Origin of the sequence: Arthrobacter sp. MMS18-M83, assembly GCF_026683955.1 — a bacterium.
GTDB lineage: Bacteria > Actinomycetota > Actinomycetes > Actinomycetales > Micrococcaceae > Arthrobacter.
This window is the reverse complement of record NZ_CP113343.1, coordinates 2,517,520-2,531,862: the sequence shown is the minus strand read 5'-3', so window position 1 is coordinate 2,531,862 and position 14,343 is coordinate 2,517,520. Positions and strand designations below refer to the sequence as shown.

At 63.4% G+C, this 14,343-nt stretch carries 13 protein-coding genes; 5 read left to right on the top strand and 8 right to left on the bottom strand.

From position 1 onward, the window contains the following. Positions 1-11: 11 nt before the first annotated feature. Together OW521_RS11870 and OW521_RS11865 are read right to left on the bottom strand one after the other, a co-directional pair. Positions 12-605 carry a LuxR C-terminal-related transcriptional regulator gene (locus OW521_RS11870; RefSeq protein ID WP_268025844.1) on the bottom strand — a complete coding sequence of 198 codons (594 nt, stop codon included), beginning with the start codon at positions 603-605 and terminating at the stop codon, positions 12-14. 62 nt (positions 606-667) lie between these two features. Continuing rightward, the gene (locus OW521_RS11865) at positions 668-2,029 is read right to left on the bottom strand and encodes a sensor histidine kinase (protein ID WP_268025650.1); all 1,362 of its coding nucleotides are present in this window, start codon (positions 2,027-2,029) and stop codon (positions 668-670) included. 201 nt (positions 2,030-2,230) lie between these two features. On the opposite strand from OW521_RS11865, the gene OW521_RS11860 reads away from it, so the two are divergent. After that, entirely contained in the window at positions 2,231-3,322 is a 1,092-nt protein-coding gene (locus OW521_RS11860; RefSeq protein ID WP_268025648.1) for an ABC transporter permease, read from the top strand. A gap of 38 nt (positions 3,323-3,360) precedes the next feature. Continuing rightward, positions 3,361-4,059: an ABC transporter ATP-binding protein gene (locus OW521_RS11855; protein ID WP_268025646.1), complete on the top strand. Its 699-nt coding sequence runs from the start codon at positions 3,361-3,363 to the stop codon at positions 4,057-4,059. Positions 4,060-4,131: 72 nt separating this feature from the next. Here OW521_RS11855 and OW521_RS11850 read toward each other — a convergent pair whose 3' ends face one another. Beyond that, complete coding sequence (locus OW521_RS11850; RefSeq protein ID WP_268025644.1) at positions 4,132-4,524, bottom strand: winged helix-turn-helix transcriptional regulator; 393 nt, start codon at positions 4,522-4,524, stop codon at positions 4,132-4,134. Between the two features lie 83 nt (positions 4,525-4,607). On the opposite strand from OW521_RS11850, the gene OW521_RS11845 reads away from it, so the two are divergent. Next, positions 4,608-5,213, top strand: coding sequence for an NAD(P)-dependent oxidoreductase (locus tag OW521_RS11845; protein WP_268025642.1), 606 nt, complete (start codon positions 4,608-4,610; stop codon positions 5,211-5,213). A gap of 202 nt (positions 5,214-5,415) precedes the next feature. Here the strand turns inward: OW521_RS11845 and OW521_RS11840 are convergent, their stop codons facing one another. The 5 genes from OW521_RS11840 to OW521_RS11820 form a co-directional block, all read right to left on the bottom strand. Beyond that, on the bottom strand, positions 5,416-6,861 hold the full coding sequence (locus OW521_RS11840; RefSeq protein WP_268025640.1) for a phytoene desaturase family protein: 1,446 nt from the start codon (positions 6,859-6,861) through the stop codon (positions 5,416-5,418). Continuing rightward, a complete protein-coding gene (locus tag OW521_RS11835; RefSeq protein WP_268025638.1) occupies positions 6,854-8,386 on the bottom strand; it encodes a glycosyltransferase family 87 protein in 1,533 nt (510 codons plus the stop codon). The genes OW521_RS11840 and OW521_RS11835 overlap by 8 nt, the downstream gene beginning before the upstream one ends. A 224-nt stretch (positions 8,387-8,610) precedes the next feature. Then, a complete protein-coding gene (locus OW521_RS11830; protein WP_265978164.1) occupies positions 8,611-8,751 on the bottom strand; it encodes a hypothetical protein in 141 nt (46 codons plus the stop codon). A gap of 583 nt (positions 8,752-9,334) precedes the next feature. Then, positions 9,335-9,919 (bottom strand): histidine phosphatase family protein, encoded by a 585-nt coding sequence (locus OW521_RS11825; protein WP_265978165.1) that lies wholly within the window; start codon positions 9,917-9,919, stop codon positions 9,335-9,337. Continuing rightward, on the bottom strand, positions 9,920-11,416 hold the full coding sequence (locus OW521_RS11820; protein WP_268025635.1) for a CCA tRNA nucleotidyltransferase: 1,497 nt from the start codon (positions 11,414-11,416) through the stop codon (positions 9,920-9,922). Positions 11,417-11,642: 226 nt separating this feature from the next. Between OW521_RS11820 and OW521_RS11815 the strand changes: the two genes are divergently transcribed. Together OW521_RS11815 and murJ are read left to right on the top strand one after the other, a co-directional pair. Continuing rightward, positions 11,643-12,143 (top strand): NUDIX hydrolase, encoded by a 501-nt coding sequence (locus OW521_RS11815; protein WP_265978167.1) that lies wholly within the window; start codon positions 11,643-11,645, stop codon positions 12,141-12,143. Positions 12,144-12,202: 59 nt separating this feature from the next. Then, positions 12,203-14,281, top strand: a complete 2,079-nt coding sequence (gene murJ / locus OW521_RS11810; protein WP_268025843.1) for a murein biosynthesis integral membrane protein MurJ — start codon at positions 12,203-12,205, stop codon at positions 14,279-14,281. The last annotated feature ends 62 nt before the right edge of the window (positions 14,282-14,343 follow it).

Sequence of the window (14,343 nt, the reverse complement as noted above, 5' to 3'; positions counted from 1 at the left end):
TGCGTGCGGAGCTATTGGCCCCGGATGATCCTGCGCTGTGTTGCCACCGCGATGGCCGCCGTCCGGTTGTCCACGCCCAGCTTGGCGTAGATGTGCACCAAGTGCGTCTTCACCGTGGCCTCGGAAATGAAGAGCTGCTTGGCCATCGCGCGGTTGCTCATGCCGGTGGCGAGGAGCTCTACAAGTTGGACCTCACGGGTGCTTAGGGCGGCCGCAGGGTTTCGGATCCGCCCCAGGAGGCGCGCCGCAACCTCGGGGGCGAGTGCAGTCTGGCCCGCCGCTGCAGACACTACGGCCTGCCGGATTTGCTCCGGCGGTGCATCCTTCAGCATGTATCCGCTCGCGCCGGCCTCCACAGCGGCGAGGATGTCGGCGTCGTTGTCGTAGGTGGTCAGGATCAGGACCGGTGGCGGGGGAGTCCCGGCTTCACCGGCGTTGATCTTGCCGGTGGCGGTGACGCCATCCATTCCCGAGCCCATTTGCAGATCCATGAGGACCACGTCCACGGGCTCGCCGAGGGCATGGAGCTTCGAAAGTTCTGCCAACGCGGCGCCGCCGTCGGAGGCTTCCGCCACAACGCTGACGCCCTCGAAGTCGGCAAGCATAGCCCGGAGCCCCGCCCGGACCACGGGATGGTCATCCACCAGCAAGACCCTGATGTTGTCGGTCACTCGGATGCCTCCTGAGCTGGGTTGCGGGTACCCAGCGGCAGCCGGATAGCCACCACGGTCCCCTCCCCGGGAGCAGACTCGACGTCGAGCGTTCCGTCCAGAGCCGCAAGGCGCTCGCGCAGGCTCTTGAGCCCGATGCCGGTCCCGTCCCCACGCGCTTCCGCCACGGCGGCCGCGACGGAATCGAAGCCCGCACCGTCGTCGAACACGTCCATGGTCACCTCGGCGTCCAGAAAAGACAGGGTAACGACGGCGGTGTTCGCGTGCGCATGCGCCCACACGTTCGCCAGCGAAGACTGTGCGGCGCGCAGCAAAGTGGTCTGGTATGGATTGGGCAGCGGCACCGGCGTGCCCTGAAGCTCGAAGCGGCAGCGCAGCATGGCTCCACGCGCAGCGGCTTCGGCCTCGGTCTTGGTGCAGAGACGCCGCAAGGTATCCGCCAGGCCAGACTCCGCCAGCTCCGGCGGCCGCAGCCCCCGGACAAAATTGCGGGCCTCCGCCAGATTGCTGGCCGCAGTTTCACGGACGGTCCTGAGGCGATCACGGGCCGCAGCGTCGTCACCAGCGTCGAGGGCGTTCTCCGCCGAACGTCCCATCAGGACGATGCTCGAGAATCCCTGGGCCAGGGTGTCGTGGATTTCGCGGGCGAGCCTTTCGCGCTCAGCCAGCACACCGGCGTCGTGCTGGCTGCGTGCCAGTTCGGCACGGGTGCGGCGCAATTCCTCGGCGGCGAGGCGTTGGTTCTCCCCCTCGACGTAGAGCGCCCGATACGCCAGGCCGGTAACCACCGCGAAGGCGGCACCCAAAACCGGACCAAGGACCATGGGAAGTTGCAAGGCATCCGCCCCGGCGCCGCGGTTGTGGAACCACATGGCTGCGATCAGGAGCACAGTGCTGGTGGCTATTGCCGGCAGGGCAAAGCGCCGCGGCAAAACGTGCAGTTGCAGGAAGAACAACGGGAAGGCCATCCACGCAAAGTCCGGACTGATGAGCATGAGCAGCAGCCACAGAAAACAAACGACGGCGAGCCACCGCCACGCGTAGGGCTTCGGATCGAAGCGCTTGGGATTGAGGGAGTGCCTCTTCTCGAGGAACGTCCCCACCAGGTAGACGGCCGCCAGCAACAAGGCAAGTACCAGGCCTGCCGCGGTGGCCAATGGCGAAAGGCCCGCGGCCACAAGGCGAAGGACGGCGACCAACAAAAGCACGGCGAAACCAACGTGCAGGCTGACGCGCAGGACACGCAAAATCACGGCAGCGCCACTGGGCTGTGCCGTGACACTGGGCTGCGGCGCGACATCGGGCTGCGGCGTGACACCGGGCAACGGCGCGGCTTGAGGCAAATCGGCTCCCTGCATGCCCTCCAGACTAGCCCCGCCCTCCGACACTTTTGCCCCGATTCCTCGGTATTCGGGCCCAATCAACCAAACGGTTGATCCGCGGGTCAACCAAGGCGATCGCATAGATCCATCCGCCTCCCGATGCCTTGCGCTGGGTCCCGTCGGAGAGTTGAAACAGGACCAGAAGATCGCCTCAATGGCACCGAACAAAGGAATCAAATGTTTCTCGCCTTGCGCGACATCCGCTTTGCCAAGGGCCGCTTCGCCCTGATGGGAAGCGTCGTCGCCCTCATCACGCTCCTCCTCGTCATGCTCTCCGGACTCACCGCGGGCCTCGGCAACCAGTCGACCTCGGCAATCGCAGCCCTCCCTGTGCAGCAAATCGTGTTCGGCGCGCCGGCCGGGGGCGAGGCCAAGGCGTCTTACACGGAATCGGAAGTCTCCGCCGAACAGCTTGAGGCATGGCGAAACCGGCCCGGTGTTGCCTCTGCCGAGGCCGTTGGCATCACGCAGACTCGATTTCAGTCTCTCGATTCGTCGAACAATGCTGCCGGCACTGCCAATGTGGCGGTCTTCGGGGCCGACGCCGGTATCTCACCTGTCCCGGTCAAGGACGGCGAGGTGGTGGTCGGGAAGTCATTGGCCAAGGAACTCTCGCTGAGTACCGGGAGCCGGGTCACGGTCGGCGGTACCGGCCTGACGGTCTCCGCGATCACCCAGGATGAGTGGTATTCCCACACCGGAGTGGTCTGGACCTCCCGCTCCACGTGGCAGAAGCTCGCACATATTCCTGCCGGGGCATCCATCGGAACGGTTCTCGCCGTGACGTACGACGCCGGCGCCTCCGTGGACGTCGATGCCGCTAATGCGGCGGCCGGAACGGTCAGCGCCAGCCCCAATGGCTCATTCCAGGCCCTCGGCTCCTACAAGAGCGAAAACGGCTCCCTCATGTTGATGCAGGCTTTCCTGTACGGCATCTCGGCACTCGTCATCGTGGCGTTCCTGACTGTCTGGACCGTCCAGCGCACACGCGACATCGCGGTGCTCAAGGCCATGGGTGCCTCTTCCGGCTACGTGGTGCGGGACGCACTGGTCCAGGCTGGAATCGTGCTGCTCGCCGGAGCAGGACTGGGTGGTGGGCTTGGCGTGCTGGGTGGATTCTTCGCGGCCCAAGCGGCTCCATTCCTTGTGACTCCGCTGACCACGCTCCTGCCCATCGCCGGGATTGTCCTCCTGGGCTTGGCGGGTGCTGCCCTTGCCGTCCGCGGCATCACCACGGTGGATCCACTCATCGCCCTCGGCGGCAACTAGAGCATCCCTTCAGCATATTTTCCATGAAAGGCATATTCATGAATCCCGTACTCAACCTAGTCAACGTCACCCTGGAGTACCCGGACGGAGACTCCACCCTGAAGGCCCTGGACGCTGTGGATCTCTGCGTGGACGCTGGCGAGTTCTTTTCCCTCGTGGGTCCGTCCGGCTCCGGAAAATCCTCTCTTCTGGCCGTGGCGGCCACGCTGGTCCGGCCAAGCTCAGGGCTCGTCGTCATCGACGGCGTGGATGCCACCGAACTCAAGGATGCCCAACTGACTTCCTTGCGCCGGGAGAAAGTGGGCATCATCTTCCAGCAGCCCAACCTGCTGCCTTCCCTCACCGCCGTCGAGCAGCTGGTCATCGGCCACCATCTCCGGGGGAAGTCGGCCAAAGCGGCACGCACGCGCGCCACGGAACTACTCGACGTCGTCGGGCTCGGCGCTTCACTCAACAAACGGCCGCACCAGCTCTCGGGCGGACAGCGGCAGCGCGTGAACATTGCGAGGGCGCTCATGGGCCAACCCCGGGTACTGCTCGTCGACGAACCCACAGCAGCGTTGGATCACGAGCGCAGCGATTCGATCGTGCGGTTGCTGCGTCAGGTCACGGACGAGTTCGCGACTGCGACGGTCATGGTGACGCACGATACCGAGTTCCTGCCGCTCACCGACTCCGTCGCAACCATGCGGGACGGGCGCCTTGGCTTGGGTGTACCCGTCGGCACACCCAACTGACTCGCAGTTGTTGTCGTTATGAGCCGTCAAAACGACACATACTGCTAGCCAGTTTGGAAAAGAGCGTCTGGGTCAGCCCCTGAGGACGGCCTCGTCCTGGGCATCGTCATAGGCGTCGCGGGCCTCAAGGATGCTGGGTACGTGGTCCTCCGCCCACAGACGCAGGAGGGTCAGTGGTTCCAATAAGGACGTTCCGAGTTCCGTCAGTTCGTAGTCGACGCGTGGCGGCACCTGGGCGTGGACAGTCCGCGTGATGAGGCCATCGCGTTCGAGGGTACGAAGGGTCTGGGTCAGCACCTTGGGCGTTACTACGTGGACCATTTTGCGAAGCTCAGAGAACCGGATGGGACCGCCTGCGAGGACCTGGACAACCAGCGAGGCCCATTTGTCGCCGATGCGTTGGAAGATCACGCGGGACGGGCAATCAGGGTCCATAACGTTTGCCGGCAGTTCGCTGGTTTCCATAAGGTAACTAAGTTCCTTTGAAGCTATCAGTATCAAATAGATACTGTTTTGGTATTGCAAGGATAGCAACCCCAAGGAGAGTCATGAAAATCGCAGTTTACGGCGCAACAGGCATGGTCGGAAGCCAGATCGTCAACGAGTCACTCACCCGTGGACACGAAGTCACCGCCATCTCCCGCAAGGGCTCCGAGGTCGCTGGAGCGACGTCCTTCGCCGCCGATCTCGCTGATGGGCAGAGTTTCGCAGAGATCGCAAAAGAGCACGACGCCGTCATCCTCGCCACCGGCCCGAGCCGCACCGGTGGAGACCACGGAGAGTGGCTTGCAGCGATGGATACCGCCTATAGCAACGCCGAAGGCACGCGCCTCATGATCGTCGGAGGCGCCGGTACCCTGGAGATCGACGGCGTCCGCCTCCTCGATTCGCCTGACTTCCCGGAGGCCTACAAGGCCGAGGCCACCACCGCGGCCGCAGCCTTCGCCGCCGTCAAAGAAGCCCCGGAGAGCCTGGACTGGACCGTGCTGGCACCGGCACCCGTCATCCAGCCCGGTGAGCGCACGGGCAACTACTCCACCGCCGAGGATTCCCCAGCGGGCAACAGCATCTCAGCCCAGGACTACGCCGTCGCCATGCTGGACGAGATCGAGACTCCGGCCCACCGCCGCGCACGTTTCACGGCAGCCAACTAGCCCAACGCTCGCTCACGTCTGTCGGCCCATTTCCCGACCCTCCTGCAGATATGTCGGCCTCCAACCCGACACTCCTGCAGATGTAGGGGAAAAATCCGGAACGCTCGTGCAGATGATGAACTGAGCGAGCGTTCCGTCGTTTGGGCTTATGTGAGCGAGCGTTCCGTCGTTTGGGCTCATATCTGAGCGAGCGTCGGGGTACTTACGTGCCCAGGGCCAGCCCGGGTACCCGCAGGCCGAATATGTCTTTCAAGGCATGTTTGGCCGCGTGGTATCCGGGCATTCCTGTCACTCCAGGCCCTGGCGGCGTGGACGATGAGCACAGGTACACTCTAGGCAGCGGCGTCCGCCACGGCACTGGTGAAAGCACTGGACGCTGCACCAGTCCCCGAACGTCCATCAGTCCCGCGCTGAAGTCTCCGCCCACATAGTTCGCGTCGTAGCCGGCCAAGCCCGCCGCCGTCGTCGTTTTCCAGCCGACCACCACATCCCGGAAACCTGGCGCGAACTCCTCGATCCTTGCTACGACTGCCTCGGCCATGTCCACGGTTGACCCCTTGGGCACGTGGCAATAGGACCAGAGAATGTGCCGCCCAGCAGGAGCGCGCCCGGGATCCACTACTGATGGCTGGGCAACAAGCACATAGGGCTTCCCGGGGTGCCTGCCGGCAGCGACCAAGTTCTCGGCCTCAGCCATGGCGGCACGCGTGCCACCCACGTGCACGGTCCCCGCGCTAGCAAGCCCCGGCGCGGCCCACGGAACCGGGCTGGACAGGATGAAGTCAACCTTGCACGCCGCATTCCCGAAACGGAATGTTTCCAGCGCCCGCCGGTAGCGCCCCGGAAGTGCCGAACCGGCCATGCGCAGCAGGCCCGGGGGTGCAACGTCCAACAAAATGGCCTTTGCAGGACGCAGCTCCTCCAAGGAATCGATCTCCACGCCGGTCTCAATCACCCCGCCGTGGGCCTCGATGTCGCGGGCCATCGAGTCCGCTATCGCCGCCGAGCCGCCAACCGGGATGGGCCAGCCACCGGCATGCGCCAGCGCTCCCAACAAGAGTCCCGCCCCCGCTGCGGCGAGTGAGGGCAACGGCGCCACAGCATGGGCCGCGACCCCGCTCAAGAGTGCGGGAGCCGCATCCCCCGTGAAACGCCGGTTCCACCACGGCGAACCCTGCTCGAGGGTCGCCAATGCAAGTCGCAGTGCGGCCACGGGATTCGCCGGTACTCTCAGCAGTTGGTTTTGAGTTACGTCCAGCACCCCGCCTAAGTGCTCCACCAACGGTCCCATCAGGCGGGCAAAAGCGGTTCCGTCGGCCCCGAGTTCAGAAGCCGTCCGCTCCAGCGAGCGGTAGGCGAGAGCTGCTCGGCCGCCGTCGAGCGGGGTGCCGTACTGAACCTCGGGTAAACGTAGCTCCACGCGCCGCTCGAGTTCAAAATCCCGGAAGAATCGCGAAGCCAGCGCCATCGGGTGGACCGCGGAACAGACGTCGTAAACATGACCCGGTTCCAAGAGTTCGGCAGTGCGAGTCCCGCCCCCGATCGTCCCCGCAGCCTCGTAGACCCGGACAGCCAGGCCAGCGCGCGCCATGACTACCGCTGCAGCCAAGCCATTCGGTCCGGAGCCGACGACGGCGACCTCAGCCATCGCGTTCGGCCTCGCCTTTCGCGGAGGTGATTGAGTCCTGGTTGGGCTGCTGCCGTTCAGGGAACGAGGCAACGTGCCGCCAAGGCAGAGCCGATGCGGCAGGGTTCTTGAGGTCCAATCGGAACCAATCCTTGGCACCGTTGAACACCCCTCCATGGGGGTCGTCCTCGTCTTGGATCCGAAGAGGGTCAAGGTGCGGTTCCCAAATGTCCCAAGCAATCCTCAACATCAAATATGCCGTCGCGGCCATATGCAGCATCACGGCCATGACGTAGTACGGCATGTCGATGTTGTTCTGCACCGGGCCGCCGCTGCTGGTCTGGCCCAAATACATCCAGGTGGCGGTCCAGTGCAGAGCCTCGGCAGCCTGCCAGAGCAGGAAGTCACGCCATCGTGGCCGGGCCAACGCCAGCAACGGCACGAGCCACAGCACAAACTGGGGCGAATAGACCTTATTGCTCAGGATGAAGGCAGCCACTATCAGGAACGTCAGTTGGGCAAGCCGGGGGCGCCGCGCCGCCGTCAAAGCCAATCCCGCAATCAGGACGCAGGCAAGGAGGAAGACGTTGAATGCCAAGGCGTTGATGGCTTCCGGACCAAGTTGGACGAGGCGCAGCCGGTCTGCCACCAAGTTGTAGGCGAACCACAACGAGCTGTATCCGGCCGGGCGGTCTTGGGTGAAGTCGAAAAAGTACCGCCAGCCGGCTGGGTTGACGGCGGCGATCGGGATATTGACCGCAAGCCAGGCCGCTGCCGCCGAAAGGGTGGTCACGTAGAAGACCCGGAACCGGCCGCTGCGTAGCGCCAGCAAAAAGACAGCACCCAGGATGAGCACCGGGTACAGCTTGGTGGCAGTGCCCAGACCGATGAACACGCCGGCCAGGACGGGACGTTCCTTCGCGAAGAAATACATCCCCACTGCGAGCATGGCTACGGCCCACATGTCCCAGTTGATGAACCCGGCCAGCACGATCCCAGGGGCCAGGGCCACCATGGTTGCGTCCCAGGGCCGGCGTCGGTTGATGCGCGCGGTAGCCAGGACGGCCACGATCCACAGGGCCACAATCAAGGTGGCATTCACATCGAAGTAACCCAAGATCCGTTCGGGGCTGCCACCATGACCAGGTACCAGCCATACCGTAGCACCGGCTATCAGCCCTGCGATCACGGGATATTCGAAGAGGCTCTTCTGGTCGAAGAACGGAAAGACGCCATCGGCAAGGCCTCGGCTGCGGAAGAGTTCGGGGAAATCCGAATAGCACGTGGCGTAGAACTGCTGGGGTGCCTGCCAACCGTTGACCCTGCAATAGCCCTTGATCAGGATCGCCAGCAATGCGGCAACGATCGTGAGGATGATCAGGACGCGTTCAATGGTGAAGAATCCGGGGGAGATGGCTCCAGGAGAGGAACGCCGGCCGAGGGGTCCTCCGATTAGTTCGGTGAAGTTCCTCAGCAAGGAGTCGCTGCGGCTGGGAACCACAAAGCGCGCACGCTTTTGCTGGATGTGCGGCTTGGTCTCCTGCATGCAATCGAGCTTACCTTCAGCCGCGCCGGACGGCGTCGGGTCCGGCCGACCCCAAGCAGCCCGCCCCAAGCTCCGCCCCCGGCTCGCCCCGAGCCCGCCCTCGCCCCAAGCCCCGCCCGATGCAGTCCTTAAAGGCGGAAGCCCACGCATAGCCGCGTGGGCTTCCGAGGCGAACGGTCCGATGTGTGCCATCAGTCCCTCCTGAATTGCAGTGGTGGGGACACTCAGCGGATGATTCCCATTTGGTGCAGGACGACGTAGACGTCTTCCCTGCGCTGATCCAGCAGTTGTCCGTTGAAGAGAGTCCTGTCTTTGACGACAGGTTTGCCGTTGAAGACCATCAGGTCCTTGAGGCGCTTGGCCATGGTGTCACCTCCTTTCGTTGTTGAAGAGAATTGCCGGAATTCAGACATGACAATTAAGCCCCCCTGAATTCGAAGGAAAACAGGGCGGAAATAGGCACGTGAATGCCGGCAATGATGGGGTGGATTAAGCGGATTGTTCGAATGACCGTGGATAGTGCCGGAGCATGGAGTTCCGGCACGTGGTATCCAGGGGGCAGCCGTCCCCAACAAGAAGCTGGTTCCGAACTATGAGGAAACTGCGCACCACGTCAATCGCGTGATACCGCTCAATGGCAGGCCCGACTCGGAGCCTGATTGCACCTTGAATCGCCCCAATAATCAGGGGCGCAAGTACATCAGGAGAAGTTAGGCCGAAAGACGGCGTCGAGCAGCGAAGGCCGGGGTGCCAGCAACGGTCATCTTCCATCCGCTAGTCAAAGTAATCATTTTCCCAACCTCCTCTTCTGCTTTGGCACACCGCAGCTGACTTACTGGGTAGTGCACGCCTTAATCCCGGCGGATCGCTCTGGGATCAAAAATAAAGTTACACCATGAATCGCGCTGTTGACCAGCCAATTACAAACAATTTAGAAATTAATTCCTCTTACAGTCCCCAGCGAAGAATTGCCGGCGTCCGCTTGTCCCATCCCAAGGTACAAACTTTCGCCGTTCCCAGGACAAAGTGGCGTCCTTCCCTGGCATCCAATTCAAGCCAACGGGCCGTGAGGATGCGGGAGAAATGGCCGTGGGCAACAATCAGGACGTTGTCCATCCCGGACTCCAGGACGCGGGCGATGATCTTGTCGGCACGGGCCGCCACGGAGTCGAGGGTCTCGCCGTTGGGGACGCCATCGAACCAGATGAGGTAGTCCGGGTTGTCCTTGCGGATGAGGTCCGAGCTGATCCCTTCGTAGTCTCCATAATTCCACTCCACCGCCAGTGGCTCGTGGACGGCGTCGGGGAAACCGGCCAGCTCCGCTGTACGCCGGGCTCGGCGGAGCGGGGAGGTCAGGACGAGGTCGAAGTCGATGCCTTCCAGGATCTTGCGCGCTTCCACGGCCTGCTGCTCGCCTTCCACCGTCAAAGGGAGATCGGTCAATCCCGTGTACTGGCCACTCTTTGACCATTCGGTCTCCCCGTGGCGCATGATCCAGAGCTGTGGCCGGGCGGGCTTGGCTGCTTCGTTCACTTAGGACTCCTCTGGTTCGGCAATGCCGGCGTGGGCATCGACGGATGGTTCCGATGAAGGTTCGACGGCGGACTCGGGCTGCTCTGCCCACCACGCCAAAAGCTTGGATTCGGCGTCCTCCGGGGACGACGGACCGTTTTCCATGCGCTCTTCCAGCAGGAACTTGTAGGCCCTGCCAACCACGGGTCCGGGCTTGAGTCCCAGCAAAGCCATGATGCGCGCCCCATCCAAGTCCGGACGGATGGAATTGAGTGATTCCTGTTCGGCCAGGACTTCAATCCGTTGCTCAAGGTCATCGTAGGCAAAGGAGAGCCGCTCTGCCTTGCGTTGGTTACGCGTAGTGACATCGGACCGGGTCAGGCGATGCAGGCGTTCCAGCAGGGGGCCTGCATCTGCCACGTAGCGGCGGACGGCGGAATCGGTCCAGCCCGCATCCCCGTATCCGTAGAAGCGCATGTGCAGCTCGACGAGCCGCGCCACGGCCTTGATCGTGTCGTTGTCGAAGCGCAAGGCTTTCATGCGCTTCGCGGTCAGCTTCGAACCCACCATGTCGTGGTGGCGGAAGCTCACCGCGCCGCCCGGTTCGAACCGGCGCGTAGCCGGCTTCCCGACGTCGTGCATTAACGCGGCGAAGCGCAGTACAAAGTCCGGGCCAGGCACCGGGCCATCCGGGCCGGTCTCAAGCGACGCGGCCTGCTCCAGGACTTGAAGGGAGTGCTGGTAGACGTCTTTGTGCCGGTGGTGCTCATCGGCTTCAAGGCGCAGCGCAGAGACCTCGGGCAGGACGAACTCCGCCAAACCGGTGTCCACGAGGAGGTCGATTCCCGCCCTCGGATGTGCGCCATTGATGAGCTTGACGAGTTCCTCGCGCACGCGTTCGGCGGAAATGATCTTGATCCGCTCAGCCATCCCGGACATGGCGAGGCGGACGTCGTCGTGCACTGCAACGCCAAGCTGCGCCGCGAAGCGGGCGGCTCGCATCATCCGCAGCGGATCATCGGAGAATGACGATTCGGGGGATCCAGGGGTAGCAAGCACCGAGGCATGGAGATCGCGCACCCCGCCGAACGGATCCACGAGCTCGAGGGAGGGCAGCCGAAGCGCCATGGCATTGATGGTGAAGTCGCGGCGGAGGAGATCGTCCAGCAGCGACGAGCCGAAGGCCACCACCGGCTTGCGGGAGGCGGCATCGTAAGCCTCGGCACGGTACGTGGTGATCTCAATCTGGAAGCCGGACTTCTTCATCCCGATCGTTCCGAAGGCGCGGCCAATCTCCCAGAAATTGTCCGCCCACCTCTTGATGATGGAAAGCGTCTGGTCCGGAGTGGCGTCAGTGGTGAAATCCAGGTCCGGGGAGACGCGTCCCAGGAAGAGGTCCCGCACCGGCCCGCCCACCAGCGACAGTTCGAATCCAGCGTCCACGAACCGCTGACCGAGGTCCAGGACCACTGGATCCATCTGGAAATTAACTGAAGAACTGTCCAATACTTGCGCCATAGTTCCTTAAGCTTGTCAGATTTCACCGCGCCATCACACCGGATCGTTGTCATTACGGGGCGACACAGCATGATTGCGCGATTACGGCACCGGGAACACGGCCGAACGCCATCCGCACGCCACCGTCAGTCCATGTCCCGGTCATCACCAACGGGCAAGAGTCGTTAGAGTGGACTTCATGGCCAACCCGATCCCGAGTGCTCCTGGCAGGAGGACGAATGCACCATTGCCGTCGGCAATTGGTGCTCACGTCGCGCCCGCTCCGCACACGGCCCAGGCCGCCCTTCCGACCGTGGAGGAAGTCTCTGCCGGCGGCGTCGTAGTGGACACGTCCGACGGCGAACTGAGGGTTGCGATCATCGCCCGCCTTAATAGGGGTGGCCGGCTTGAGTGGTGCCTGCCGAAAGGACATCCGGAAGGCAAGGAAAACAACGAGGAAGCCGCAGTCCGCGAGATCGCCGAAGAGACCGGAATCGAAGGCAACGTCCTGGCTCCACTCGGCAGCATCGACTATTGGTTCACCGTGAGCGGGCACCGTGTACACAAAACCGTGCACCATTTCCTGCTCCGCGCCACGGGCGGCGAGCTGACCATCGAGAACGATCCCGATCAAGAGGCCATCGACGCAGCTTGGGTTCCCCTCCAGGACCTGGCACGCAAGTTGTCCTTCCCCAATGAGCGGCGTATCGCGGATCTGGCCCGGGAAGTCCTGCCCGAACACCTCTAGGGCCGCCCTCATGCAGTGTTGACGCATCGGGTGGCCCGGCTCATGGGACGATAATGACAATGTCTGCCGCCAAATCAACCCAATCAGTCCAGTCCGGAGAAACCCGTTCCAGCGCCGTCATGGCCGCCGGGACCCTCGTTTCACGGTTTCTCGGCTTCGCCAAAACGTGGATGCTTGGCGCCGCACTGGGCCTGGGATCGACGGTCAATGACACCTTCATCAATGCCAACAACCTGCCCAACCTGATCTTCCTTCTGGTGGCCGGTGGCGTTTTCAATGCGGTGCTGGTGCCGCAGATCATCAAAGCCAGCAAGGGACCGGACCGGGGCGCGGACTACATCAGCCGGCTCCTGACCCTGGCTGTGCTGGTTCTTTTGACGCTGACAGCGTTAGTCACGCTAGCCGCACCGATCGTCATCGACCTCACCACCCAGGGCTATTCGCCACAGCAAAAATCGATCGCCGTGACCTTCGCCTTCTATTGCCTGCCGCAGATCTTCTTCTACGGTTTGTACGCGCTCCTGACCCAGATACTCAACGCCAACGGCGCCTTCGGTCCTGCGATGTGGGCGCCAATCCTGAACAATGTGGTGGCCATCGCAGGACTGGGCATGTTCATCTGGATCCTCGGCGCCAACAACACCAATCCCCACACCCTGGACAATTGGGGGCCTCTCCAAACCTTCCTGATTGCGGGTTTTTCCACAGTTGGTGTGCTCGCCCAGACGGCCATACTCCTCATCCCGGTGATCCGCTTGCGGCTCGGTCTCCGGCCCCGCTTCGGCTGGCGGGGCGTGGGCCTGGGCCAGGCAGCAAAGCTGAGCGTCTGGACGCTCCTGACCGCCGCCGTCGGGCAGCTCGCCTTCCTCTATGTCATGAGGATCGCCACCATTCCCGGATCCGAGCGCCTCCGCCTCGAGCACGCGCAAGACCCGGCCGCCGCCACGCTTCCCGGTAACGCGGTCCTTGAAGTCGCCAGCCAGCTTTACCTGCTGCCGCACTCGATCATCGCGTTGTCGCTCGCTACCGTGTTGTTCAACCGCATGACCCGTGCCTCCCAAGCCGGCAACAAAGCCGAGTTGCGCGAAGCGCTTTCCCACGGACTGCGGACCATGGCCGTCGCCACCGTTTTCGGGGCGCTGGCACTCTTTGCCCTCGCTGGCCCGCTGGGCATGTTCTTCTCCGGCGGGAAGCCCCAGGACGGTGTCATGCTGGCCCAGACGCTGACGATCCTCGCGTTGAGCACACCGTTCATGAGTGCCAACTTCATGATGTCCCGTGTGTTCTACGCCAACGAAGACGCCCGAACCCCGTTCTACATCCAGCTCATGCTGGCCCTACTGAACGTTGTAGGCGCCTTCATCATCCAGTTCCTGCCGGTCGCCCAGATCATCTTCGCGATCGCCGTCCTGTACACCCTCGGCAACATCCTTTCCGTGGTCATCAGCGTCTGGTTCCTGAGGCGCCTCCTCGGCCATGTGGACGGCCCCCGGATTGCCAACTCCTACATCCGCATGGGCTACGCGGCCCTGGGCTCGGCGATCGCCGGCGCTGTGGCCCTATGGCTGCTGGGCAGCTATCATGCCGATGGTTTCGCCTGGAGCAGCAGGCCTGCCGCCTTGGTGACGGTGATCGTCGTCGGGCCCGTCATGCTGCTTGCTTACCTCTTCCTGCTGCGCCTCTTCCATGTCAGCGAGCTGCGCGACCTGCTCCTGCCCGTGCTCGGTCGCCTCGGACGGGGCATTCCGGTGGCGCAAGCGCCGTCCGCCAGCGAAAAGCCAACCGCGACGCCGGTTCGCGCCACCGTGTCCGACGATACCGGGCTCATTCCTCGCATCTCGGGCGAATTCGATGCGGCATCGTTCCGCGCCGGTCCCGCGTTGGAAACCCTCCCGGCCAGGAACGGGGATGCGGGCCATGATTCCGGCGGCATTGCCGGTACGGCCATTGCTGAGGGGCAAGGCAAGGTGGATGCCTGGTCCGATGTCGAGAAGTCCTACCTGCCGGACGAGGACCTTCCCAGCACCGCCCAAGGAGGCGCGGGCCGTCCGGGCATTCCGCTGCCTGGCCGCCGCACCTATCAGGGACCGCTGGGAAACAACCCCTATTTCCGCGGTGGACCTCGCCGCAAACGGTGACGCATCAGCGCAAACCGGGGGCCGGAACGGCCCAATCCGCTAGGATCAGAAACTAATACAGG

Bases quoted from the DNA above. Each gene is read 5' to 3' on its own strand.
- OW521_RS11870 (WP_268025844.1), bottom strand. From the start codon at position 605: ATGCTTGCCGACTTCGAGGGCGTCAGCGTTGTGGCGGAAGCCTCCGAC.
- OW521_RS11865 (WP_268025650.1), bottom strand. From the start codon at position 2,029: ATGCAGGGAGCCGATTTGCCTCAAGCCGCGCCGTTGCCCGGTGTCACG.
- OW521_RS11860 (WP_268025648.1), top strand. From the start codon at position 2,231: ATGTTTCTCGCCTTGCGCGACATCCGCTTTGCCAAGGGCCGCTTCGCC.
- OW521_RS11855 (WP_268025646.1), top strand. From the start codon at position 3,361: ATGAATCCCGTACTCAACCTAGTCAACGTCACCCTGGAGTACCCGGAC.
- OW521_RS11850 (WP_268025644.1), bottom strand. From the start codon at position 4,524: ATGGAAACCAGCGAACTGCCGGCAAACGTTATGGACCCTGATTGCCCG.
- OW521_RS11845 (WP_268025642.1), top strand. From the start codon at position 4,608: ATGAAAATCGCAGTTTACGGCGCAACAGGCATGGTCGGAAGCCAGATC.
- OW521_RS11840 (WP_268025640.1), bottom strand. From the start codon at position 6,861: ATGGCTGAGGTCGCCGTCGTCGGCTCCGGACCGAATGGCTTGGCTGCA.
- OW521_RS11835 (WP_268025638.1), bottom strand. From the start codon at position 8,386: ATGCAGGAGACCAAGCCGCACATCCAGCAAAAGCGTGCGCGCTTTGTG.
- OW521_RS11830 (WP_265978164.1), bottom strand. From the start codon at position 8,751: ATGGCCAAGCGCCTCAAGGACCTGATGGTCTTCAACGGCAAACCTGTC.
- OW521_RS11820 (WP_268025635.1), bottom strand. From the start codon at position 11,416: ATGGCGCAAGTATTGGACAGTTCTTCAGTTAATTTCCAGATGGATCCA.
- murJ (WP_268025843.1), top strand. From the start codon at position 12,203: ATGTCTGCCGCCAAATCAACCCAATCAGTCCAGTCCGGAGAAACCCGT.